The following is a 24,207-nucleotide window of genomic DNA, read 5'->3' on the forward strand; positions in this document are numbered from 1 at the left end:
ACGGGGACAGGTTCCTTGTCCCAACGAAAGAAGGGATATCAGTATGGCATACAATGGGGGACCGATGACAGAAGCAATGTATTATGTACTACTGGCATTAATGCATCCTAATCATGGGTATCAGCTTATGCATGCAATTACGGAAGTTTCAAATGGTCGAGTGAAAATGGGGCCTGGAACACTCTACGGAGTCCTATCACGGATGCAAAAGGACGGCCTCATTTCATTAGCGGAAGATGACGGTAGGAGAAAGACTTATGAAATTACACATGAGGGAGAACATGCACTAAGGGTGGAGTATGATCGACTCAAATCCATGATCCAAGATGGGAATATATTAGAGGGTGGTGAGGGGAATGAATAGAATCGTACGAAAAATTCGTCCCAGTGATTATTGGCGAATCGGAGAGCATGAAAGCTGGTTTCAAGATATGGCAGCTCAAGGGTTACATCTAAAAAAGATGGGGAAATTTTTTGCTCATTTTGTTAAAGGTGAACCGAAAAAAATGAGATACAGAATAGATGTATCGATGAAAAAGAAGATTTCGTCAGAACAAATCGAGATGTATGCAGAAAGTGGCTGGGATTATGTGACAAGCTATCAATATTTTCAAGTGTATTCATCACCAGAAGAGCTTGATGCACCAGAGATCCATACTGACCCGGCCGAGCAATCATATACATTAACGGAACTAGATAAAAAATTAGCCTTAAATGCAGGTTTCGTTGTTGTCGCATTTCTATTAATAGTTGGCATGATGTCTTCGGTTTGGTTTCTTGATGGAACACCAATCTATGTAATGATTGATGGGGGAGCCATTCAACAAACGATTTTATCCATCTTCATTGCCTATTTGGCTTATACTTCCTTGCAAGCAACACTATCGATTCGTACTTTGAAAAAAGACCTGATTGCAGGTAAAGCAATTAATCATCATGCCCCTTGGAAAAAGCGGCATCGATTAAATTCGACTTTAGCTTTTCTACTTACCATCGTGGTGGGACTGAGTGCTATTATTCCATTCATGCAACTGTATAAACATGAAACGAAAACATTGCCCGAGGGAAATTCAGATTTACCGATTATCAGATTAGCGGATGTAGAGCAGAATCCAGCTTTAGTTCGTGGAGAGTCTGAATATATGAGCGACAATGTGGATTGGTCCAATCGATATACAAGTAGTTGGAGTCCGTTTGCACCTGTGCAATATGAAGCAGATGAAAATGGAGTAGTCCCCGGAAAAAGGTGGGCAGACGGAAGCGGTGAATACTCACCTAGTATTACTTCAATTTTTTATCAACTAAGTATCCCTTCGATGGCGGATCATTTTGTTGCTGATTTAATAGAATGGTATCGGTATAATGATTCTCTTGATAATTACGTCAAAACAAAGCATCCAAGCTTTGATCAGTTAATTATTCATGAGGATAAGGAGTATAAAGAAGTTTTCGCTTCCAAAGGAAAAAATGTCATTTTTGTTCGGTACAATGGCTATGCAGGTATGGATTCGGTAGTAAAAGCCATTGAAGAGAAAATTAACTGACTTTTGAATGGATTTTATGAATCTACCGACTCTAGGTCTTTTTTAAAAAAAAGTATATTTAACCAAAAAAGGGCAAATCCTAATCAAGAATATTTATGCTTGAGGTGATTTGTCGGTGTTTCAGAATTTAGTGACTGGTTTTAATTTTGAGATGCCAGTGCTTCTATCCTGGGATGGCGCAATGGCTGTCGTATTTTTCTTTACCATCTATTCGTTTTTGGGATGGCTCCTGGAAAATAGCTATAACTATGCCAGAAAACGAGTGTTTTTTAAGGAGAACTTTTTTTTCGGACCATTTAAGCCAATGTACGGGTTCGCCCCCCTTTTGCTCATCTTTATAATAGGAAGAGATATGCATTGGTTCATGGTATTGTTTCTTTGTTTTCTAATTCCAACAATAGTGGAGTATTGCAGTGGCTTCCTTCTAGAGTGGTTCTTTGGCCGGAAATGGTTGGGACTATTCAGGGCATAAGTGGCAACTGCAAGGACATATTTGTTTTTCGTATTCGGTTTGCTGGATTGCGCTATCGTTAGTGTGCCTTGCCTACGTCCAACCAGTACTTAAGGATTTGTATGAGGTTGTCGGAAGTTATTGGGCGTGGATCTGGCCAACAGTAGCACTCTATTTTCTCGGTGAACTCCTATTTGCAATTAGAAGGCATATACCCGAAAACATACGTGCCGGAAATCCAATTCAATAATACGAAATAGACGCTTAGTTTAACTAGGCGTTTTTAATTTTAATCTTTTTTAGGTCTTTTGGTTGACAAGATCCTTTTTTTAATATAACATTTATCTTGAAGTTAAGATAAATACTTCTGAGATAAAATAATTAAAGGTATTTTACAAAAATATCCTTTAATATAAAAAAGGAGAGACATCATGGGTTTATTAGATAAACTTTTTGGTAACCAACAAAAGGAGGAAAAAGTAATGTCAAACGAAAAATTAAACATTGGTATTATTTTAGGTAGTACTCGTGAAGGACGCGTAAGTCCTCAAGTAGGAGCATGGGTAAAAGAAATCGCGGATAAGCGTGGAGATGCTAACTACGAAATCGTTGATATCGCAGACTTCAAATTACCATTCTTAGGTGAAGCAGATGCACCTGGAATCGGGGCTTGGAACGAAAAATTAGCTAATCTTGATGGATTCGTATTCATCGTTCAAGAATATAACCATTCTATCACTGGAGCATTGAAAAATGCGTTAGACCTAGCTCGTGAAGCTTGGAACAACAAAGCTGCTGGTATCGTAAGTTACGGTTCAACTGGTGGTGCACGTGCTGCAGAACACCTACGTGGAATCATGGGTGAATTAATGATCGCGGACGTTCGTACACATCCAACTCTTTCATTATTCACTGACTTCGAAAACGGTTCTGAGTTCAAACCTCAAGATCTACACTTAGACAACGTAAACTTAATGTTAGACCAAGTAGTAGCTTGGAGCGGAGCATTAAAAACAGTACGCTAATAACGAAAAAAACAGGATGAGCCTTTAAGTGGGCCATCCTGTTTTTATGTGAACTTAGTAATTAGTTTTATTTAGTTGTGTATCTCCTAGAAATCCCCAACTGCTTACCCGCAAACAGCGTTATCTAGCACGCATTCTCCTAAAAATATCCAAATACGAACCCGCAAAGAGCGTTAACTAGCCCACATCCTCCTAGAAATATCCAACTACGAACTCGCAAACAGCGTTATCTAGCACGCATTCTCCTAGAAATATCCAGATACGAACTCGCAAACAGCGTTATCTAGCTCACGATCTCCTAAAAATATCCAACTGCGAACCCGCAAAGAGCGTTAACTAGCCCACATCCTCCTAGAAATATCCAACTACGAACTCGCAAACAGCGTTATCTAGCTCAGATCCCCTAAAAATATCCAACCACAAACCCGCAAAGAGCCGTACCTAGTTCGCAATCTCCTAATAGTATCCATTTGCAAACTAGATAAATAGCCCCAATGCCATCTACACATGTGCCCTCCGCGCAAAATCGACAAACCGGAATTTGTCTGGGCGGTGACGGGACTCAGTGTATTGAAATAAACTAGCATTATCCAAATACACAAAGTTTTTGATGACCACAACATTATGGAAGCCATCCAAATCTAGAAGTTCCAGGTCTTCATCGGTCGGCTCGACAACTGTAATTTCTTTCTTGGCAAAACTAATCGTTAACTCCAATTCATTTTCCAAATAGGCATAAATGGAATCCTCGCAAATCTCCTTGCTGAGTTCTGGGACATATTTTCGAGAAATAAAGTCCTTGTCCAAAATAATTTTCTCGCCACCCATTTCCCTTGTCCGAACGACTTTCCAAACTTGTTCCTTGCTTGCAAGCTGAAGCTGTTGCTTAATGAATGTATCTGGCTTACCAACCGTCAATTCATGCACAGTTGTCTTCGGCTTATCCCCCATCTTCTCTGCAAGTTCCTTAAAGCTCACAAGCCCGGAAACAGGAAAATCAAACTTATTCACATCAATGACAATAGAACCTTTGCCTTTTATCTTTTGAATATACCCATTTTGCGAAAGCAGGTTGAGTGCTTTTCTGATTGTTTCACGAGAGGTATTATATGTGTCCTTTAGCTCATTTTCAGAAGGTAAAAGACTATTCGTTTTAATGTTTCCGTTTTTAATTTCTTCAACTATATCGCTATAGATTGTTAGATACTTGTTATTCATAAAGAATCCCCAATCATTGTATAAATATTTATACCTATTTTACCGCATTAACGCAAAAAAGGGGAGGGGAATTTTCCCCTCCCACCAGCATTATTTTTTACCAAATGAAATTTTACCAACATTAGCTTTCGCGAAGATCACAGTTAAGATAAATGGAATGATAATTGCGACTGCCATTGAGATGAAGAACATACCCCAGTCTCCTGCTTGAATTGATAAGAAACCAGGAATACCACCAACCCCGATGGAGTTAGCCATTACGCCGCTACCCACTGAGATAATCGCCGCAACCATGGAACCAAGCATCGCTGCTAAGAATGGGAAACCATATTTTAAGTTAATACCAAACATCGCAGGTTCTGTTACACCGAGGTAACATGAAATACATGCTGGGATGGAAACTTGTTTTTCTTCTTCATTTTTACGATTAATATAAATCATCGCAAGAACGGCAGAACCTTGGGCAATATTTGATAATGCAATCATTGGCCATAGGTTTGTTCCGTTAAACTCACTCATCAATTGAAGGTCAATCGCATTTGTCATATGGTGTAGACCAGTAATAACAAGAGGTGCATAGGCAAATCCGAAGATAGCCGCAAATAACCAACCAAATGCTGAAGTTAAGCTTGTGTAAACCACGTCAGAAATCCAAGAACCAATTGTCCAACCGATTGGTCCAAGAACGGTATGTGCAATTAACACTGTAGGAACTAATGCAAAAAATGGAACAATGATCATGGAAATCGCATTTGGTGAAATCTTACGGAAGAAGCGCTCTAAATAAACAAGAACGAAACCAGCTAGAATAGCAGGTATTACCTGTGCTTGATATCCGATCATTTCAATCTGTGCAAACCCAAAATCCCAAACTGGTATTTTATCTGCTTCGGCAACGCCATATGCGTTTAATAGTTGTGGAGATACAAGTGTAATCCCCAAAATAATCCCAAGAATCTGTGAAGTTCCCATCTTACGAGTAATGGACCATGTGATGGCTACCGGTAGGAAGTGGAAGACCGCTTCACCAATTAGCCAAAGGAACGCATGCACTCCTGCCCAAAACTGTGAGACCTCAACGATTGTTTTTGTACCATCATCAAGTAACTTAATATCCCCGATGACATTTCGGAATCCTAAAATCAAACCCCCAACAACAAGTGCTGGAATAATCGGCGTGAAAATGTCCGCTAAATGGCCCATCATTCGTTGAAGCCAGTTCATATTTTGCTTTGCAGCAACCTTTGCTCCTTCTTTGCTTGTGCCATCAACACCAGCGTGTTTTACGAATTCATTATAAAAAGAAGCAACTTCATTACCAACAATGACTTGGAATTGACCGGCTTGTGTGAAAGTGCCTTTTACTAGCCCAATCTCTTCAATTTTTTCTATATCGGCGTTTTTCGGATCGTTTAAAACGAAGCGCATTCTCGTTGCGCAATGTGTAACTGCAGCGATATTTTCTTTACCACCAATGTGGTCAAGCAAATCCTTCGCAGGATCAGTATACTTACTCATTGTTATTTCCCCCTTACTCCACAAGATGTCGAATCTTGTATATACATGTCGTGATTACGTTTTCATTTTAACCTGTATATACAAGTATGTCAATTGTTTTATCTCACTAATTTTTAGCTTCTTCGAATAAAGGATTTTTATGCCAAAACAGCATAAGTATAACTTCCCACACATGGCAAAAAATAACCTAGAAAATAAAATGGGAGGGGCGTAAACATGAAGGCTGTTACGTATCAAAATCCATATAAAGTTGAAGTTAAAGAAGTCGAGGATCCGAAACTTGTCAAAGAGGACGATGTCATTGTGCGTATTACCTCAACTGCGATTTGCGGGTCAGATCTCCATTTATATCAAGGGAATTTCCCACTGCCAGATGGCTATGTGATTGGACACGAGCCAATGGGGATTGTCGAGGAAGTAGGTCCAGAAGTCACTCATGTCAAAAAAGGCGATCGCGTCGTTATCCCATTTACGGTCGCTTGTGGCAAATGCTACTATTGTGAACACGAACTAGAAAGTCAGTGTGACAATGCAAATCCACATTATGATTCTGGTGGCTACTTTGGCTATTCTGAAAAATTTGGTGACCACCCAGGAGGACAAGCAGAATACATAAGAGTGCCATTCGGAAACTTTACCCCTTTTAAAATACCAGAATCATGCGAGTTAGAGGATGAGGCCTTACTTTTTCTAAGTGATGTGCTTCCAACGGCTTATTGGAGCGTGGTGAATGCGGGTGTTAAGGAAGGAGACACAGTGATTGTCCTTGGATGTGGGCCAATCGGTTTGATGGCGCAGAAATTCGCCTGGATGAAAGGCGCAAAGCGTGTCATCGCCGTCGACTACATCGGCTATCGATTGGACCATGCGAAATCGACAAACAAAGTGGAAGTTTTTGATTTTACAAAGAATGATGATATGGGCGAGCATTTAAAAGAAATTACGAGCGGTGGTGCCGATGTTGTCATTGACTGTGTCGGAATGGACGGAAAAAAATCCCCACTCGAATTTATCGAGCAAAAGCTAAAGCTTCAAGGGGGAACACTGGGACCGATTCAAATCTCAACGAAAGCTGTTCGAAAGGGAGGAACAGTCCACCTCACAGGTGTGTATGGTGCAAATTATAACATGTTCCCACTCGGTGCTTTTTTCTCACGTAACATTACCTTAAAAATGGGACAAGCCCCTGTGGTCCATTTCATGCCTGAGCTCTACAAAAAAATCGTCGACAAGGAATTTGACCCAACTGATATCATCACCCACAAGCTATCTCTTGATGAGGCAAGCCACGGCTACAAAATCTTCAACGGCCGGGACGATGATTGTATAAAAGTTGTATTAAAACCATAAACCACATTCTCGACAAGTATTACACTTGTCGATTTTTTATGGATACACCTTCTTATAAATTTAGTAAAATGGATGTAGCAAGGGATAGACTGGGGGAAAAACGGATGTGGTACTACTGGTTTACGCTTATTTTTTGTTTGGCGATTGTTCTTATGGCCATTGTTATTATACCTTGGATTATCATAGCTTTAGGGTTGGAGACCTTTCGTGAACGGATTAAAAAACCTAGGAAACCGAAAAGCGAAAAGGGTAAGCCGTTTGAAAATGTGAAGTGGGTAGCGAAATTAATTGGAGCACTCCTTGTTTTTGCCCTTGTTGCCACCTTTTTGGGATATATGAGCGTTCCGTATCTGCACGATTTTCCACATGTCATTCAACGAGAATATTCTTCCGAAGAAGGATATATTGATGATGTATATAATCAAGGAAAAAGTTGGGATAACGAAGTTGAGATTAATGGAGAATTGTTTTACTCAACTAAAATAAAAGAAAAACATGAAGGACGTTATATGACGTTTGAGTATTTACCGAATACTAAATTGATAGTTTCTTATAAATTAGGAGAGTGAAGTTGATGTTTTCGTTTGAAGAGGGGGAGCTTGGCTCTGATTTTATTGTGTATCATTTTATTAGTAGCCTGTGCCCCAAAAAGCGGAAAGAAAAATATAGAGATTACATTAGAAGATGAAAATAGTGAATATCAGCTGGTTTTAGAATATGCTGCATTTCGCTGCATTTCACCCTTTCTTCCAATGATGAACGGGTGCTCTCTTTCGTGGATAAAATCAATTAGCTCCTTAATGTTTTCATCTAAGTTCGGGGATTCGATGGTGACTCTTGCTTCCTTAAACGCTTTATCAATATTTACGAATAGCTTCAACTATTAGACACCTCATTTTAGATATAAAGTAGTTTTCCGTCTTGCAATATCCCTCTTCTTCATTACCCCCTCGTATTGTTTTTCTATTTCCATTGTACGGTGAAATATCTTTCATGTCTGGAAAATTGCGGTAAGTGGCAGAGAATAGAGGGTAAGTTGTTGAAAGGAACTAGTTACATCACTTATTTTTATACTTTGAGTTATTGCAATGCTTCTTTTTAAAAGAGAAGGGAAATGTTTCAACTTTGTAGAATCTCTATAGAAAAGGGGTGCTTTTTAATGAAGAAAATGTTACTCGCCATTTATGATTCTTTTTCTGAGTTTGAGATAACCGTGGCGACCGCGATGCTGAGAGGGACTTATGAGATTGTAACTGTTGCCGATTCGCTCAAAACGATCACGGGTGAATCAGGGCTGCAATTTGTTCCGCATTTGATGTATCAACAGGTGAATGCAACAGAGTATGAGGGCATTATTATCCCTGGGGGAGACCTGATTAATGTGAAGGACACGGAAGAACTGTTTGAACTCACAAACATCTTTTACAAACAAAATAAACTAACTGCAGCCATTTGCAGTGGTACATATGCGCTAGCCAGAGCGGGAGTACTTGGAGACAAACCATATACAGTCACTCTTAATCAGAAGCAACGAAACTTCCTAGGCTGTTTTGTAGAAGAAAATTTTCGGTATGAGCCGGTTGTGAAAGCGGGAAATGTGATCACTGCACAGGGGCATGCCTATGTTGACTTTGGGCTTGCCGTTGCGGAGCAGCTTGGAGCACTAACTCATCCCGATTTCACGAAAGAATTTTATAAAGGAGAACGGAATCAATTAATGGAAGAAGCGGTGAAGTGAGCGGCCGGTTGACGTAATTAAAAATCAAAATTAAATCTATAGATCCTATTGTTCCCACCGCTATATCTCATTCATGTGATCGAAGAAATTTTTACGGGAGAGCCATGTCTAATAAAGCATTCGGACTTTTGTTGCTTGCCTTATTGGCACATATCTTCTCTTCCGTTATAGTAAAATGATAGGTAGAAAGGGGGAACAGCTATGACAATCGAAATCAAGAATTTTTCAATTGGGCTACCTGAAAAAATGACGTACGGAAAAAATGAGGAAATGATGACAGCGATTCGTAAGCAGGCTGTGGAGGAAGCATTTTTAACAAAAGACGGATTCCGTGGAGATGGAGTTGCCGATCTAAAGCACCATGGTGGGCCTGACCGTGCTGTTTGTATATATCCATTTGAACATTATTCACTGTGGGAAAGTGAATTTTTAGTTCAGCTTCCACTTCCAACATTCGGGGAAAACTTAACCCTCACAAATATGGAAGAAAAGGCTGTGTATATCGGCGACATTTATCAGGTTGGAGATGCAGTTATCCAAATCACCCAAGGTCGCATTCCATGTAGCACCATCACCAAAAAAACAAACAACCCATACCTTTTAAAAATGATGGTCCAAACAGGATTTACTGGCTACTTGGCACGTGTTTTAAAAGAAGGTATGGTGCAAAAGGACTCCGTTATTTCATTAGTAGAGCGAAATTCCAACCAGGTCTCGATTCTTGAAGCGAATGAGATCTATTTTAAAAAGCCAAGGGATATAGAGGGGATTCAAAAGATTTTATCAGTTGAGGAATTAGCGGATGAGTGGAAAGAGATGTTGCATGAGCGGTTAACAAGATTAGAAGCTAGCTTTTAATTTTTTGAAACCTTTTGTGAGAACATTCGTAAAAGGGGATAACAAGTTCATTTGGGGAGTTGGAAGAGTGAAAAACATTTACTGTGAAAAATGTTCCGCAGAAATCACGGATAAAAGCAATCTTGTGATCACAACGTATTTCCTCTTTGTCAGGGCCTATCATGACCGTTGTTATTCCAAATCATTAAAAGGCTGGGAAACGGTGTTTGGCGGGAATGAACCAATAAATGGCACTTCAGGAAACGTTAAAGCGATTCTTGGATTTGTTTTAGCTATGATTCTATTTTTAACTAGTAGTTTATATTCGCTTATAGGCATTGTTGCCCTATACCTTCCGCTTATGCGGTTGTATGCCTGGTACAGTATTGAACGGTATTTAGAGTAGTTTTTGAGGGAGAAGTTTGATGAAGTACAAAAAGACAATCATCCTTATAGGAATCATAGTTATTGCTGGTTTCTTGCAATTTAAAAAAGATTTGTGGGATAAAAATGAAGAATTGCTTCAGGAGAACGTCCTAAAGATTGGACAATCCGTCGAAACAATTGATTTAACCGAAGTCACTCCGTTTGAATGGGATAAGGTTTATTCGTTTAGTCCGTATACCCCAAGAGAAGCAATTTATGAAACTGTCGGGTACAAATGGGACCGGATTCAAGAAACCGTGAATGAGGGAATGAACCAAATCGTGTTTCTTCAGGATGGAAAAGTAGTTTGTTATATATATGGGTACCCGACTAACAACGGGTATGGAATTTATTACTCAGGGGGCGTTACCTCGGGGGAAGCAGCGGTTTTAAATAGTCATGAAGACCTGAAGTTTAAGGTGAAGCGGGAAGATGATGTTGTTTATTTAATAAAAGAGTAATAATTTGTAGTGAGGACCTGAACTAGGAGCTTAGGTACGGGAAAAGGTCATCATAAGGTAGATGAAGACCTAAACGAGCTGCTTGGTCCATGGAAAAGGTCTTCATAAGGTCGATGAAGACCCGAACGGGCTGCTGGATTCTAGCAAAAGGTCTTCATAACGTCGATGAAGACCCAAACGGGCATCCGAGACTAGGAAAAGGTTTTTATAAGCTCGATGAACACCTAAACACCCCACCAAGCCCATGGAAAAGTCCTTCATCCTAAAAAACATTCTTAAAAAAGGTGCCCATATGCGAAGATTGATAGAATCCCTTCTGTTTTTACCTACCTATTTAAATAAAAAGAAGCTCCACGCCCAATTAACCGGAAAAACCATCGTCATCACGGGTGCGAGTTCCGGAATTGGCAAGGAAGTGGCCTATCAATTAGCAGGCATCCATTGTCATCTAATTCTAGTCGCGAGAAGAGGCGAACTGCTTGAAACTATTAAAAAGAACATCGAAAGGCAAACCACCAAAGTGAGTATCATCCAAGCAGACCTTAGAAAAGAGGACGAGCTCAACAACTTCCTATCCTTTTTACACAATCAGCCAACTATCGATATCTTCATTAACAACGCCGGTCTCTCCATTAGAAGGTCCATCTATGAATCTCTTGATCGATATCACGATTTTACAAGGACAATGGCAATTAACTACTTTGTGCCAGTAAAAATAATGTTATCTATCATGCCAGTGCTACAAAAAAGCCAAGGACAGATTATCAATGTATCGACTGTCAACACAAGGTTAGCACCAGTGCCCTATTTCGCGGCCTATCAGGCATCAAAGTCAGCATTTGATGTATGGCTAAGATCGGTTTCACCTGAATTAATGAAAGTCGCAGCAACGTCCATATACTTACCACTAGTCCGGACACCAATGATTGAACCAACGGAGGGGTATCGCCATGTGCCTGCAATGCCAACACACGATGCTGCCAAAATCATCTGTAAAGCAATGTACACTCGCCAGAAAAAGTATCAACCATGGTGGCTTATTTTCGGACAACTGGTCTCCATTTTCCTAACGAATTTAAGAGATTTTTCAAAGAAGGGAAAGCAAAATGATTAGACTTTTTTATGTGCTATATAAAATAAAACTGCTTTCTCCAATAGGCTTGTATCGCTTATTCACATCGGTCATTACATGCGGTATTAATTTGATGACACTCTTACATTTTGCAGAAAAGAAATACTCCAACAGAATTGCACTCGTGGATGACCATGAAGCACTCACCTACAAACAACTTCTAGACCAATCAACGAAATTAGCTCATTCACTAGTAGAAAAGGCCGACCTTCAAAGTGGACAGAAAGTCGGTATTTTATGCAGAAATCATGCTTCACTCGTCAAATCAATTTTCGCCACTTCCCGAGTAGGTGCAGACCTTTATCTTTTAAACACGGAAATCAGCAAGCAACAATTCAACGCTTTTGCAGAGCGACACAATTTCGACCTCGTCATCTATGATGCCGAATTAAGTCCCATCCTTGAAAACTACACCAACCAAAAAATTTTGAGTTATCACTCTGACCACCCTTCTATCAGTAATGGTCTAAAAGAAAATACAAAACCAGTAGTAGTCTTGCCACGTACCACAAAAGGAAAAATCGTCCTGCAAACCAGCGGTACAACGGGAATGTCTAAAGATGCTGCTCATCAGCCTTCCATTATTCATTATTTACATCCATTTGTGGCATTTATTAAACGATTGCGGATTTTGGATCATCACAATGCCTTCATAGCAACCCCAATTTATCATGGATATGGGATTGCAGTTCTACTTTTATTCATACCGTTAGGGAAAAAGGTCGTCATCACCAGTGGTTTCAATGCAAAAAGAGCCTGCGAAATCATAAATAATAAACAAATCGAGGTCGTCACTGTTGTCCCGTTAATGCTCCAAAAAATGCTGCAAACGAACCATGAACATTTAAAATCGCTTAAATGTATCGCATCTGGTGGAGCAAAGCTCCCAACAAAGCTTATTGATGAGACGTTTCAAAAACTAGGTCCAATCCTATACAACTTGTACGGCACCTCAGAATCAGGCTTGAACTTCATCGCCACCCCGCAGGACTTACTGTATTCGGCGACAACCATTGGTAAAAAGATAGATGGGCTCAAAATTAGGACTTTAGATCACACCCACCATGAAGTTCCGACGGGTAAAATCGGTCAACTCCATATTCAAAATGATTGGTCCATTCACAAAGACATTTGGATTGGAACTGGAGATGCTGGCTATTGTGATGAAAATGGCTATTATTTTTTGTGTGGAAGAATAGACGATATGGTCATTTCAGGCGGAGAAAATGTTTACCCAGTTGAAGTTGAACAAGTCCTCATCCAGCACCCATACATTCACGACGTTGCGATTATTGGAATTGACGATGAGCAATTTGGCCAACGCTTAAAAGCAATTGTTGTTCCTGTGAAAAACGCGAGCCTTACAGAAGAAGAATTACGAGAGTGGCTCAGTACTAGGGTAGCTAGATTTCAACTCCCAAAAGAAATTTCAATAGTTGACTATCTGCCCTACACACCTCTAGGCAAACTTGATAAAAAACAAATAGAAATAGCCATGCGTTAGTTAACAGAAAAGGAGATTGGCACATCAGTGTCGAATTTTTACAGATATTTTTAACTAAGGATTATGACATATGGGAGGATATTTAAAATAAAACGCTATTTCGAGGCTCTATCGAACCAGTTTCATAAAGAAATCGAATCGTATATTAGGTCTTGGTCAAATGAAATGGACGTACAATCCGTTACAATTTCTTACCCTAATGGTCAAAGTGATACCTTTAAGCAAGGAGAAATCATGCGGCATGTCATCGCTCACGAGATACATCACATTGGTCAGTTGTCTGTGTGGGCGAGCGAGCTTGGACGGGAACCGGTGACAGCAAATGTAATCTCTAGAGGGCTATTCGAATAATACCAAGCTTCTCTAAAGGATGAAGAAGAGTTAAAAATGAGGTGAGTGAGATAAAAAAAATATTTATGTCATTTGTGTTTTTAACTGTAATGACTGGATGCCAAAATAAAGAAGTTTCCACAGATTTTAAGAAAGTTGAAAGATTAGTAGAAGAGATCCAAGTCTTGAAGGATGAAGCCTTGAAAACAGAAAAAGAACTAGAGGCATTACGTGATATTGAAAGACAATACAAGTACCAATTCACAAACACCCCATATATTAACATGAATACCTCTTTCTTGTTTTATAATTTACAAAAAGAAAACGTGGAATGGTTGAATGAACATACCACTGATGAACTTCGTTTTGAAAAAAAGAATGGTGAAATATATGCGATAACGCAAAGTTATGAAAGAAAAGTCACTTATAATACGGATAATCAGACCTTGGAAAATTGGTATATCGAAGGGATTTCATTTGAACCCATGGATAATAGAGCTGAAGTAACAATTCGTCCACATTATATTGGGGAAAGTGATGCGGTTCTAGAAGCTAGATACTTCCATTTAATCTTCGTAAAGATAAAGGAAGAATGGTATCTACAGGATATAACCTTGTAATGGATATCATTCTATTAGTCTAAATCTTAGGGAGGGAATGTATGTGTGAAAAACGAATAACAGTCTTCGTTTCCGCTCTTATTTTCCTATTTTTTTCAACATTATTATTAACCAAACCCTCTCCTGAAACTTTTAATCTGGTATATAGTCCGGTTGTTGATGATCTGTATTAACTAAAATAATGGTGTAATTAGGAAAAAGAGGAGAATGGGATGTTGAAACGTAAATACGGTGATCGTTCGGAATGGAAGCGGGTTCTAAAGAGAAAGTATTCTCAAACATATCTTGAAGAAAATGATTATAAGGGCTATATCACATTATTACAAACAATAAAAGTAACAGAACCATTATCAGTTAGCTATGGAGAAAAAAATGTACGTATTGTTGATAATGGCTATATGTGGCTGCAACAATTTCCTCTTAACGAACATCATTCGGTCACAACGATGTTTGATGCGAATGGGGAGATCGTTCAGTGGTACATTGATATATGCCTTTGTAACGGAGTTGAAAATGGTATTCCTTGGATGGAAGATTTATTTCTAGATGTCATTTTGCTCCCATCTGGAGAAATCATTGAAAAGGATGCAGATGAACTTGAAAATACTTTATCTAAAGGAATTATTGATAAATCTCTTTACGAATTAGCGTGGAGTGAAATGAACAAAATTAAACATTTAATTAGCACAAATAACTTCAATTTGATAAAAATGTCTAACAGACATAAGAAGATTTTATTTAAAATCTTAAAGTAGCCATTATCATTGATGAAAGATTTTGGCTGTTTGAATGGGAAGAGTTAGCAACTGGGGAAAATATCCTTTTATTGAATGAACAAGGAGTGCCAGATCCACTTGAATATGAAGTTATTGATGGTCTTCATGAGAAGTATTAATTTCTGCTTCAAGCTACTCTACAAATCACAACTTAATCAAGAAAGTATGGGGCTATGGTTTTAGTGAATCGAATGTGGAAAGATTAACCTTGGTTGTTTTAGAATTAGAAGATTCATTTATTCATATAGAAGCTTCACCAGTTATTGAAATCAGGATTACTAAAAAGATGCCAAATATTCTTTGGAGTCTATGACTATTGGTATCATCGTCATAAGGAGGTCGACGGGGTTGCTCCATCATATTGAAATATATGTTTCAGATATAAAAAGAACAGTAGATTTTTGGGGTTGGTTTCTTGAAGAATTAGGATATACTCCATTTCAAGATTGGGAAAGCGGACGAAGCTGGAAAATGGGAGACACATACATAGTTTTTGTCCAAACCGAGGACAGGTTTTTAGATATTCCATATCATAGATGCCGAGTAGGTCTAAATCATCTGGCGTTTCACGCAAGCTCACGTCAACATGTCGATGAAATGACAAACAAATTGATAGAAAAGGGTTTCAAGATTCTCTATCCATCAAAGCATCCGTTTGCCGGAGGGGATGATCATTTTGCCGTCTATTTTGAAGACCCAGATAGAATAAAAGTAGAACTTGTGGCCCCAAAATAGTTCTTTAAGAACAGGGGTATAGACAAAAAAGAAGCATGCACTTTAGCGATAATCCAAAAAGGATTATCGCTTATTTTGTTTAAAAAAGCAGATGACCTCTATATGAAAGTTAGGTTATGATATTGAAGTTTTTTCGTGAGGCAAAAGTTAAAGAAAAGGTGTGGAAAATGGGTGTCACAAATGAACTAAATGTGCAGGCGAACGTAGGACACCTTGAAATAGATTAATGAATTTGATATTTCTTAAAAGCATTTAATAAACGATCAAGTTCTTGACTACACTTAATGGTCTCACTGTTTAACATCCCATTTAAAGTAGCAAGTCGAATCATTTCATCTCTCTTTTGAACGATTGATAGAATAAGAAATTCTCTATTAGGTTGTGTACTTTCTTGTAACAATTTATACACCTCTTTATTTATTTAACGCTTTACTAAAAACAAACACAAACATTATTATGCAAAATTCTTAACAAAAATAAAAGACTTTCGACAAAATAAGTCAAAAGAAGCTAAAAAGAATGTGACAAAAAAATAACAAAGATAACTACCTCTTTACGAAAGGTTCATTATTGACCATTTTCAGGGATAGAAATCCATGTATTTATTGCTATTAGTTTTAAAATTTTGCTACGCTATCACATCGGTAAGACTCCTTAATTCGCTTCTCTAAAAATCTCCCTTCTGCCGCTTTGTAATCCAAAAGGCCTATAAAAGTACTATTTCACCTAAATTTTACATGAAAATACGCGTGTGGAACAAAATACCAAACTGAAGGAGGGAGAAGGATGCCATTATTTTTTAAAAAGAAAGAAAGACACGAACAGAAAGTCTCCTTACCTGCGAATCGAGCTATAGAACCAATGCAAGCTCATATAAGCAGTGATGCGGAACAAACAGTAGAAAAGATTACGCAAATTTTTAAAAAGGATATCGATTTTTCAACGAGAAGGTTTCATTTATTTGGTGAAACCCTATCTGTCGTGCTTTATATGAGTAGCTTAGTGGATCAAGAAAAATTGGATAGGGATATTATTAAACCCCTTCAAGAGACAAGAATTAGTCAGGAATACATTCCATCTAAACTTAGTACGAATAGTCTCATGTCCTGCCTGCTTGAAGATGTGCTCTATCATTGTTCAGGAACATCCGAGTCAAGACTATCAACTTTACTGTCTGGTCTATTGAGAGGGAAATGTGTCGTTTTAATCGAGGGTTCCGATCAAGCTCTTTTTCTTGATGCATTCAAGCCTGAAAAGCGGAGTCTTGAACAACCTGAGACTGAACGCGTGGTTCGGGGTCCTCGTGATGGGTTTATCGAACAAATCATGACGAATGTATCCCTGCTCCGCTATCGATTGCCTGTTCCTGAATTCAGGATCGAGCAAACGGAAGTGGGGAGACGTACAAAAACGAGAGTGGGAATTTGTTATATTGAGGGAATTGTAAACAAAGAGTTATTGAATGAGGTGAAAAAGCGTTTAGATCAGATTGATATCGACCGTGTCCTGGATGCGGGATATATTGAGCAGTTTATTGAGGATAACCCCCGGTCCCCGTTTCCGCAAGTTCAAAGTACGGAACGTCCTGATAAAGCGGTAGGCAATTTACTAGAAGGTAGAATTGCACTTATCGTAGATGGTTCCCCTTTTGTTTTGATTGTACCCGCCACTTTCAATCAATTTTATCAAACGAGTGAGGATTATAATGAGAGATTCTTGATAACGAGTGCCATTCGACTGATTCGTTTTATGGCTCTTATTTTCTCTTTAACATTTTCGTCCTTTTATGTAACGGTTCTTTCCTATCATCCAGAAATGATTCCAGCAAAATTTGTTGTCGCAGCATCAAGTGGTCGTGCTGGTGTTCCCTTTCCTGCGTTTATTGAAGTGTTCTTGATGGAGGTGGCGATGGAAATATTACGTGAGGCAACCGTCCGTATGCCTCAGCAGGTCGGTGGGGCGCTCTCAATTGTGGGGGTGCTTGTCATTGGACAAGCGGCTGTATTAGCGGGATTCGTTAGTCCAATAACAGTTGTCATCATTGCACTATCAACTATTGGGTCATTCGCTACACCTTCGTATAATGCAGCCACAGCTTTTCGGATGCTGCGTTTCCCCTTAATCATTCTCGCTGGAACCTTTGGATTACTTGGATTGGCATTTGGGATTATCTTTATCCTTAATCATATGTTATCATTGCGTTCCTTTGGTGTTCCATATATGGTACCTGTTGCCCCAGGGAATACATCGGGTATTAAAGATTCACTCATTCGTGCTCCGCTTCGATGGTTAAAGAAGCGGCCAGCTGAGCTCCAACCACAGGATGTGAAAAGATGGGATTCTAAAGAAGAATGGAAACCGAAGTCTTCATTGAATGGTCAAAAGGATGGTGATACCAATGGATAAACAACGAGAAAAAATCACAACGGTACAATTGGTGTTCATTGTAATCAGCTCTGTCCTCGGTGTTGCCATGCTCGCCATCCCAAGGTTTGTTGTCAAGGGGGCCGGGATAGGTGCTCCATTTGCAAGTATAATTGGAGTTGGAATTACATTCATCGGTCTTTTAGCTGTTGTCTATTTGGGAAAAAGATTTCCGAAGCATACACTCATTACATACAATGAAATCATTTTGGGAAAATTCATGGGTCGTTTTTTTAGTGTGATCATTATTCTATTTTTCACTGTAAATATGGGCCTTGAAACGCGACAATTTGCCGAAGTAGTCAAAACAGGTGCACTCCTACCGAATACACCCATTCAAGTTGCCATTTTTATGATGATTTTCTTATGTGTATCAACAGGGTTTCAAAATGTTTCAACCTTTGCCTATATCCATTTTTTCTACATGCCGTTGATCATTTTTCCAATAGCACTCGTCTTACTCCCAGCATTTGGTGATATCGAGGTGTATCACATTACTCCCTTTTTAGGAAATGACCCAACTTGGAGAGAATTTTTAAGAGGAAGTATTATAGTCACACAGTCGACGTTAAGTTTTTTTATTATTTCAATGGTCATCCCATATATGAAACAACCAAAAAAATGTCTAAAGGGTGGAGTCTGGGGCCTTTTGATAGCAGGCTTTATTGTCATTTTTATTGTGTTCATGACAGTGGGGGTATTTGGAGATGAGGAAATTAGTCAAATGATTTGGCCAACCTTAATTTTAGGTAGAATGATTACTGTACCTGGCGATATTTTAGCAAGAGTGGATGCCATTTTGGTTATTTCCTGGATATATGGTGTTTTTACAACACTTCTGTCCAATTATTTTTTAATTGTTCGCGGGATAGGGGAACTTTTTCGATATTTTAATTACCGGGTGATCGCCATAATTGGATTTCCAGTTGTTTTTTGTATCGCTATTTTCCCACGAAATATTTTTCAAATGTATGATCAAATATTGCTCGTAACATTGTATGGCCTTCTGTTAACGATTGTCTATCCAGTAATTCTTCTAGGAATTGCGAAGGTCCGGAAAAAAGGAGGGGTTTCAGGATGAAAATGCTCCGAACTTTTATGCTCCTTCTTGTATTTACTCTTTTTTTAACAGGATGCTGGGATAGGTACGAACTCGAGGAACGTGCAAATATACTGGCACTTGCGATTGATCTAGCTGATGGAGATTATCAAGGAGAAGTTACACATCGTGATGGGGACTTTCCAAGAGATGAGAAGGATATTTTATATAAGGTGACTGCTCAAGTAGCATTACCTGGAAAAATAAAGCTTGGTCCTGAAGGTGGAGGAGGACAGGGATCTGAGAAAACAGCTTGGTTACTAGAAACATACGGTCATACGATAAAGGATGCCATGTCCAATCTCCAGCAACAGCTTGCTGAAAAGTTATATCTGGGTCATCTACAGATTATTGTAGTTTCTGATGAAATTGCAAAGAAAGATATAACCGATATAAGCGAATATTTAAAACGTAATTATGAGGTTCGACGAACAGCCTGGATGGCTATTAATAAAAAGGATGCAGCAAAAGTATTGAGAACAGCTCCTCCACTTGAAACAGTACCTGCACTTTATTTAGGAGATACACTCGATAATGCGGTTCGGTTTGGTAAGCTACCAAGGGAGTATCTCGGGAACTTTTGGATCGATTTATCAGATAAAGGAATTGACCCAGTTCTGCCAGGGATAAAGGTCATTAACAATGATCGAATCATGGTAGATGGAATCGCCTATTTTCGAGGGGGGAAAATGGTAGGTCTAGCGTCCCCGATAGAAATAGGTGCATTTATGGATTTGAAAGAAAAAGCCTCTGGCGGATACCCTATTAGTGTGTCGCTAGGTGATGAAAGTGTTATAGTAATTCAAACTCAAGAACGAAACTCTAAAATAAAAGTGGATGTGAAAAACGGAACACCTAGTGCAACGATTCATGTTGAAATAGAGGCAAGCATTGAGGAAGCCATTGGCGTAACTGTGAACGGTGGCAAAATCAAGGAAATCGAAAAAGCAGCCAGTAATAAAATGGAGGAAGTCAGTAGTGAGTTTATCAATCGGCTCCAGGAGCAGGGGGCCGATGTTCTTGGCCTAGGCGCTCGAATCCGAGCTAAATTCGGTACGTATTGGGACGAGGAAGTAAAAACCGATGAAAAATGGTCTGACATATACAAGGACATGGAGATAAAAGTGGCTTTCGACTATACAATCCGGCGGACAGGGATTGATTGGGAGTAGAGAGAAATTACAACTACGTAGGATGAGAACGAGAACTTTAAAAAGCATAAACTTCCAATACATATTAGAGGAAATTTATGGGGATGGTATTTTTATAGTATTTCTTTTTGGAGGTAACATATGGAGGATAAGAAAACCCAGATAAGGTTAACTGCTGGTGAGATAGCGCAGCTTTGGGTGCAATATTTAAATGATAGTAGCAGCAAATGTGTCCTCGCATACTTCTTAGAAAAAGTGGAGGATGAGGAGATAAAACCGATCATTGAATTTGCTCTAGGATTATCTACATCACACATAGAAATAATTGCTGCAATATTGACGGAGGAAAAACATGTAGTTCCTTATGGTTTTAAAATGGAAGAAGATGTTGATTTAACTGCTCCAAGATTATATTCTGACGGTTTTGTGCTGAGCTATGTACACCAGATGTCGAGGGTCGGTCTTACCCTATATGGAGCAGCTGTAGCAGCCTCTGTAAGAAGTGATATTAAAGCTTATTACATGGATTGCCTTAATGAAACAATGGAATTATATAAACGTTCCACGGATTTATTATTATCAAAAGGATTGTTTATACGATCTCCCAGCCTTCCTAATTTAGAGAAAATTGAATTCGTAAAAAAGCAATGGTTTATGTTTGATGTTTTTGGAGAAAAAAGACCGTTAATTGCTGCGGAAGTAGATAATTTATTCGCGAATCTGCAAAGAAATGCTCTCGGAGTAGCCGTACTCACTGGATTTAGTCAGGTTGCACAGGATAAGAATGTAAAACAATTTTTTTTAAAAGGCTTAGAAATAGGAAACAAACACATTCAATTATTTAGAGGGAAGTTAGAGGAAAGTAAACTTCCTGTACCGATGGGCTGGGATTCAGAAATAACAAACAGTACCTCGAAAACTTTTTCTGATAAACTGATGATGTTCATGACATCTGGATTGATTTCGATGAGTGTTGGATATTACGGTACAGCTGTCAGTCAGAGTCCTAGAGCGGATCTGGCTTCAATGTATAACAGACTATCCCTAGAGGTTCAATTGTATTCTGAGGATGGAGCAAATATTTTAATAAAAAATGGCTGGATGGAACAGCCTCCAATGGTACCCAATCGTGACGAATTAATAAAAAAACAGAAATGATAATCGTTCAGACTCAAGTCCTTCCGCCATAAGCGGAATGGGCTTGTTTAATATTATTACATCATGCTTTATAACACATATCATACTGGTCAAATTGGATGCGGGGTACTCAGTCATCAATTAAGTAAATGACAGGTTTATGTTACAAGGGAATAAGTATCTGTAAAAATTGCTCTTAAAAGGTTTTTTTATTTTGTTTTTAATATTCCTTGACAGGAATATTCCGTTTGGGGTATATTCTAATTAAGATAGATATTACATGATAGGCTTTATATCTGAAGCCTGGGAATGAAACAAGATAATGGGTTTATAAAAGCAAAAGTTGGGAGATGATTCAACATGAACCCACAAACCTTCAGTGCCCTGGCTGAGCCCAACCGCCTTGATATCGTTGACCTACTACTAGAAGGACCACTTCCGGTGGGCGAAATAGCCGAAAAGTTAGAATTAAAGCAACCGCAAACCTCCAAACATCTTCGCGTGCTCTGTGACGCTGGGTTAGTTGAAGTTCAGCCAATAGCTAATCGCCGAATTTATAGGATAAAACCAGAACCGTTTCAAGAGCTAGATAAATGGTTGAACTCCTACAGGCGATTGTGGGAAGACAGGATGGATAGGTTGGACGATTATCTAAATGTATTGCAGGGCAAAAAGACATTGAATTAACGAAAAAAATTTAATAAGGAGTGAAAATGAATGATTCGTAATTTAGGTCAAGTGATGTTGTACGTCGAGAATCAAGATCAAGCACGTGATTTTTGGACGGAAAAAGCAGGGTTTAAGGTAGTGGCAGAAGAGGATAACGGTCAAGGTATGAGATGGATTGAAGTAGCCCCTGAAAATGCGGAAACAAGTATCGTCATTCACAATAAAGACTTCATTGCTCAAATGGAACCGGAATTAAACTTAGGTACCCCCTCTTTGATGTTCTTTACTGACGATGTCGAACAATTATATTCGAACTTAAAAAGTAAAAATGTCAAAGTCGGAGATATTGTTGATATGCCTTCTGGAAAAGTATTTAATTTTGCCGACGATGAGGATCATTACTTTGCCGTTATGGAAAGGAATTAAACACTGGATAACAACAGACTGATGATCTAGCTCTAAGTAATTCAAATACTACTTAATTGGGGGAAAGTTGATAATGTCAAAAAATGAAATGATTACAAGAGTAGAGAACGATCGGGTACTAATTCTAGAACGCATATTCAATGCACCGCGAGACCTCGTGTTCACTATGTTTAAAGAGCCTGAGCATCTCAAAAATTGGTGGGGACCAAAAGGCTGGGAACTTCCGGTTTGTACTGTTGACTTCCGACCAGGGGGTATTTGGCACTATTGCATGAAATGTGTTGACCGGAATCAAGGACAATTTTATGGAATGGAATCCTGGGGGAAAGGAATTTACAAGGCTATTGTTGTACCGGAGTTAATTATGTATACAGATTATTTCTCGGATGTTGAAGGCAATATTGATGAGAAATTGCCTTCAACTGAGGTCACGTTGGAATTCATCGAAATGGACGGTAAGACGAAACTAGTTAATCGGGGAGAATATATTTCTGCTGATGCGCTCAAGACCGTTATGGATATGGGTATGGAACAAGGTATCGCCGAAACCTGGAACCGTCTAGAAGAATATCTAAGTCAAATAAGGTAAGAATGATAGTTTTTAAAAGAAAGGAAGATGGATAGTATGGGAGTTCAAAACATTTTTGTAAATTTGCCAGTTAAAAATCTGGAAAAGACAATGGAGTTTTTTTCAAAATTAGGTTTTGAGTTTAATCCCCAGTTCACTAATGAATCGGCCACTTGTATGGTTATTGGAAAAAGTTTGTATGCCATGCTTTTAGTAGAGGATTATTTTAAATCTTTTACAAAAAAGGACATTCCAGATACGACCAAAAGCGCAGAAGCTATTATCGCTTTGTCTGTTGAAAGCAGGGAAGAAGTGGATGAACTTACGGAAAAGGCATTGACAGCGGGCGCAAAGCCTACAAGTGAACCCCAGGACCACGGCTTCATGTACTCACGGAGCTTCGCCGACCTTGACGGTCATTTATGGGAAGTATTTTTCATGGATAACGTATAATCTCAAACATATTAAAAAAGGCTTTTCCTCTTGACTATTTGTCCATTCTTTTCAATCATCCCTGAATAAACTATTAATATATTAGGAACAGGAGGTGATTTTAATGGAAAGAAGAGGAGTTTCACGTAATACTTTTTCATATTCAAATAATAATGACACTTCTGTATCTCGTGGTGAAGTCAGGGGGAAAAGTACATCAACATGCCAACAACTCGCTGATATTATAGGGGGTGTGGTTATTACAGCAGCTCCAGTTTGTGTAGTTCAACGCCTTCGTGATATTAATGCAACGATTTTGAGACTTCAAACTCAATCACCTTTAGCCCTTCCTTTTGCCCTTTCGTTTGAAAGTAACGGTTTGAATTTAGGAGAATCGGTAGTTCTTCAAAGAGAAATTAACCCATTCATGAGAGAATTACAAAAAAGAGGATTAATAGTAACTGCCGTTCATAACCACTGGCTATTTGATGAACCAAGATTAATGTATATGCACTGGGAAAATGCTGGAGATGACCCGTTTGATTTTGCGACAAAAAGCTTTGAGGCAGCAAAAGCAGCAAGGCTATTTAAAAGATAAGTTGATTATTTTGATTTGAATCGTTGTTGGTTGGGTGG

General features: G+C 38.8%; 29 protein-coding genes and 1 pseudogene. 26 read left to right on the plus strand and 4 right to left on the minus strand.

Annotated features, from left to right (window positions below):
- Positions 1-43 precede the first annotated feature (43 nt).
- The 5 genes from E1I69_RS08890 to E1I69_RS08905 all read left to right on the plus strand — a co-directional run bounded on the left by E1I69_RS08890 (position 44) and on the right by E1I69_RS08905 (position 3,020).
- Positions 44-364, plus strand: coding sequence for a PadR family transcriptional regulator (locus tag E1I69_RS08890; RefSeq protein WP_136379256.1), 321 nt, complete (start codon positions 44-46; stop codon positions 362-364).
- Positions 357-1,544, plus strand: a complete 1,188-nt coding sequence (locus tag E1I69_RS08895; RefSeq protein WP_136379257.1) for a DUF2812 domain-containing protein — start codon at positions 357-359, stop codon at positions 1,542-1,544. The genes E1I69_RS08890 and E1I69_RS08895 overlap by 8 nt, the downstream gene beginning before the upstream one ends.
- A 181-nt stretch (positions 1,545-1,725) precedes the next feature.
- Positions 1,726-2,016, plus strand: a complete 291-nt coding sequence (locus tag E1I69_RS25200) for a putative ABC transporter permease (protein WP_278186155.1) — start codon at positions 1,726-1,728, stop codon at positions 2,014-2,016.
- Complete coding sequence (locus E1I69_RS25205) at positions 1,982-2,245, plus strand: putative ABC transporter permease (protein ID WP_278186154.1); 264 nt, start codon at positions 1,982-1,984, stop codon at positions 2,243-2,245. Before E1I69_RS25200 ends, E1I69_RS25205 begins: the two co-directional genes overlap by 35 nt.
- A gap of 181 nt (positions 2,246-2,426) precedes the next feature.
- Positions 2,427-3,020 (plus strand): NADPH-dependent FMN reductase, encoded by a 594-nt coding sequence (locus E1I69_RS08905; protein WP_136379258.1) that lies wholly within the window; start codon positions 2,427-2,429, stop codon positions 3,018-3,020.
- A 501-nt stretch (positions 3,021-3,521) separates the two neighbouring features.
- Here the strand turns inward: E1I69_RS08905 and treR are convergent.
- Together treR and treP are read right to left on the minus strand one after the other, a co-directional pair.
- A complete protein-coding gene (treR, locus tag E1I69_RS08910) occupies positions 3,522-4,238 on the minus strand; it encodes a trehalose operon repressor (protein WP_136379259.1) in 717 nt (238 codons plus the stop codon).
- Positions 4,239-4,328: 90 nt separating this feature from the next.
- Positions 4,329-5,756 (minus strand): PTS system trehalose-specific EIIBC component, encoded by a 1,428-nt coding sequence (gene treP, locus E1I69_RS08915; RefSeq protein ID WP_136379260.1) that lies wholly within the window; start codon positions 5,754-5,756, stop codon positions 4,329-4,331.
- Positions 5,757-5,972: 216 nt separating this feature from the next.
- On the opposite strand from treP, the gene E1I69_RS08920 reads away from it, so the two are divergent.
- Positions 5,973-7,106 (plus strand): zinc-dependent alcohol dehydrogenase, encoded by a 1,134-nt coding sequence (locus E1I69_RS08920; RefSeq protein ID WP_136379261.1) that lies wholly within the window; start codon positions 5,973-5,975, stop codon positions 7,104-7,106.
- 104 nt (positions 7,107-7,210) lie between these two features.
- A complete protein-coding gene (locus E1I69_RS08925; RefSeq protein WP_136379262.1) occupies positions 7,211-7,675 on the plus strand; it encodes a hypothetical protein in 465 nt (154 codons plus the stop codon).
- 131 nt (positions 7,676-7,806) lie between these two features.
- Here the strand turns inward: E1I69_RS08925 and E1I69_RS08930 are convergent, their stop codons facing one another.
- Entirely contained in the window at positions 7,807-7,986 is a 180-nt protein-coding gene (locus E1I69_RS08930) for a hypothetical protein (RefSeq protein ID WP_136379263.1), read from the minus strand.
- Between the two features lie 279 nt (positions 7,987-8,265).
- On the opposite strand from E1I69_RS08930, the gene E1I69_RS08935 reads away from it, so the two are divergent.
- The 10 genes and pseudogenes from E1I69_RS08935 to E1I69_RS08980 all read left to right on the plus strand — a co-directional run bounded on the left by E1I69_RS08935 (position 8,266) and on the right by E1I69_RS08980 (position 15,665).
- A complete protein-coding gene (locus tag E1I69_RS08935) occupies positions 8,266-8,844 on the plus strand; it encodes a DJ-1/PfpI family protein (protein ID WP_136379264.1) in 579 nt (192 codons plus the stop codon).
- Between the two features lie 201 nt (positions 8,845-9,045).
- A complete protein-coding gene (locus E1I69_RS08940; RefSeq protein WP_136379265.1) occupies positions 9,046-9,702 on the plus strand; it encodes an MOSC domain-containing protein in 657 nt (218 codons plus the stop codon).
- Positions 9,703-9,769: 67 nt separating this feature from the next.
- Positions 9,770-10,087, plus strand: a complete 318-nt coding sequence (locus tag E1I69_RS08945; RefSeq protein ID WP_136379266.1) for a hypothetical protein — start codon at positions 9,770-9,772, stop codon at positions 10,085-10,087.
- A 19-nt stretch (positions 10,088-10,106) separates the two neighbouring features.
- Entirely contained in the window at positions 10,107-10,568 is a 462-nt protein-coding gene (locus E1I69_RS08950; protein WP_136379267.1) for a hypothetical protein, read from the plus strand.
- 292 nt (positions 10,569-10,860) lie between these two features.
- Positions 10,861-11,682 carry an SDR family NAD(P)-dependent oxidoreductase gene (locus tag E1I69_RS08955; protein WP_207308525.1) on the plus strand — a complete coding sequence of 274 codons (822 nt, stop codon included), beginning with the start codon at positions 10,861-10,863 and terminating at the stop codon, positions 11,680-11,682.
- Positions 11,675-13,204, plus strand: coding sequence for an AMP-binding protein (locus E1I69_RS08960; protein ID WP_136379269.1), 1,530 nt, complete (start codon positions 11,675-11,677; stop codon positions 13,202-13,204). Before E1I69_RS08955 ends, E1I69_RS08960 begins: the two co-directional genes overlap by 8 nt.
- Before the next feature lie 108 nt (positions 13,205-13,312).
- Positions 13,313-13,555 (plus strand): annotated as a pseudogene (locus E1I69_RS25210) (DinB family protein); the annotation flags it as partial.
- 41 nt (positions 13,556-13,596) lie between these two features.
- Positions 13,597-14,154, plus strand: coding sequence for a hypothetical protein (locus tag E1I69_RS08970; RefSeq protein WP_161974867.1), 558 nt, complete (start codon positions 13,597-13,599; stop codon positions 14,152-14,154).
- A 212-nt stretch (positions 14,155-14,366) separates the two neighbouring features.
- Complete coding sequence (locus tag E1I69_RS08975) at positions 14,367-14,909, plus strand: DUF402 domain-containing protein (protein ID WP_136379272.1); 543 nt, start codon at positions 14,367-14,369, stop codon at positions 14,907-14,909.
- 330 nt (positions 14,910-15,239) lie between these two features.
- Entirely contained in the window at positions 15,240-15,665 is a 426-nt protein-coding gene (locus tag E1I69_RS08980) for a VOC family protein (RefSeq protein WP_136379273.1), read from the plus strand.
- Positions 15,666-15,888: 223 nt separating this feature from the next.
- Here E1I69_RS08980 and E1I69_RS08985 read toward each other — a convergent pair whose 3' ends face one another.
- Entirely contained in the window at positions 15,889-16,065 is a 177-nt protein-coding gene (locus E1I69_RS08985; protein WP_136379274.1) for an aspartyl-phosphate phosphatase Spo0E family protein, read from the minus strand.
- Between the two features lie 386 nt (positions 16,066-16,451).
- On the opposite strand from E1I69_RS08985, the gene E1I69_RS08990 reads away from it, so the two are divergent.
- The 9 genes from E1I69_RS08990 to E1I69_RS09030 all read left to right on the plus strand — a co-directional run bounded on the left by E1I69_RS08990 (position 16,452) and on the right by E1I69_RS09030 (position 24,169).
- Entirely contained in the window at positions 16,452-18,071 is a 1,620-nt protein-coding gene (locus E1I69_RS08990) for a spore germination protein (RefSeq protein WP_136379275.1), read from the plus strand.
- A complete protein-coding gene (locus E1I69_RS08995) occupies positions 18,064-19,170 on the plus strand; it encodes a GerAB/ArcD/ProY family transporter (protein WP_136379276.1) in 1,107 nt (368 codons plus the stop codon). The genes E1I69_RS08990 and E1I69_RS08995 overlap by 8 nt, the downstream gene beginning before the upstream one ends.
- Entirely contained in the window at positions 19,167-20,360 is a 1,194-nt protein-coding gene (locus E1I69_RS09000; RefSeq protein WP_136379277.1) for a Ger(x)C family spore germination protein, read from the plus strand. Before E1I69_RS08995 ends, E1I69_RS09000 begins: the two co-directional genes overlap by 4 nt.
- A 120-nt stretch (positions 20,361-20,480) precedes the next feature.
- Complete coding sequence (locus E1I69_RS09005; RefSeq protein ID WP_136379278.1) at positions 20,481-21,497, plus strand: DUF3231 family protein; 1,017 nt, start codon at positions 20,481-20,483, stop codon at positions 21,495-21,497.
- A gap of 339 nt (positions 21,498-21,836) precedes the next feature.
- The gene (locus E1I69_RS09010; protein WP_136379279.1) at positions 21,837-22,163 is read left to right on the plus strand and encodes an ArsR/SmtB family transcription factor; all 327 of its coding nucleotides are present in this window, start codon (positions 21,837-21,839) and stop codon (positions 22,161-22,163) included.
- A gap of 30 nt (positions 22,164-22,193) precedes the next feature.
- Positions 22,194-22,571 (plus strand): VOC family protein, encoded by a 378-nt coding sequence (locus tag E1I69_RS09015; RefSeq protein ID WP_136379280.1) that lies wholly within the window; start codon positions 22,194-22,196, stop codon positions 22,569-22,571.
- Between the two features lie 73 nt (positions 22,572-22,644).
- Positions 22,645-23,160, plus strand: coding sequence for an SRPBCC family protein (locus E1I69_RS09020; protein WP_136379363.1), 516 nt, complete (start codon positions 22,645-22,647; stop codon positions 23,158-23,160).
- Between the two features lie 36 nt (positions 23,161-23,196).
- The gene (locus tag E1I69_RS09025; RefSeq protein WP_136379281.1) at positions 23,197-23,592 is read left to right on the plus strand and encodes a VOC family protein; all 396 of its coding nucleotides are present in this window, start codon (positions 23,197-23,199) and stop codon (positions 23,590-23,592) included.
- 103 nt (positions 23,593-23,695) lie between these two features.
- Positions 23,696-24,169, plus strand: coding sequence for a DUF1259 domain-containing protein (locus E1I69_RS09030; RefSeq protein WP_136379282.1), 474 nt, complete (start codon positions 23,696-23,698; stop codon positions 24,167-24,169).
- Positions 24,170-24,207 lie beyond the last annotated feature (38 nt).

It is taken from the genome of Bacillus timonensis (assembly GCF_004799755.1).
GTDB lineage: Bacteria > Bacillota > Bacilli > Bacillales > Bacillaceae_L > Ferdinandcohnia > Ferdinandcohnia timonensis_A.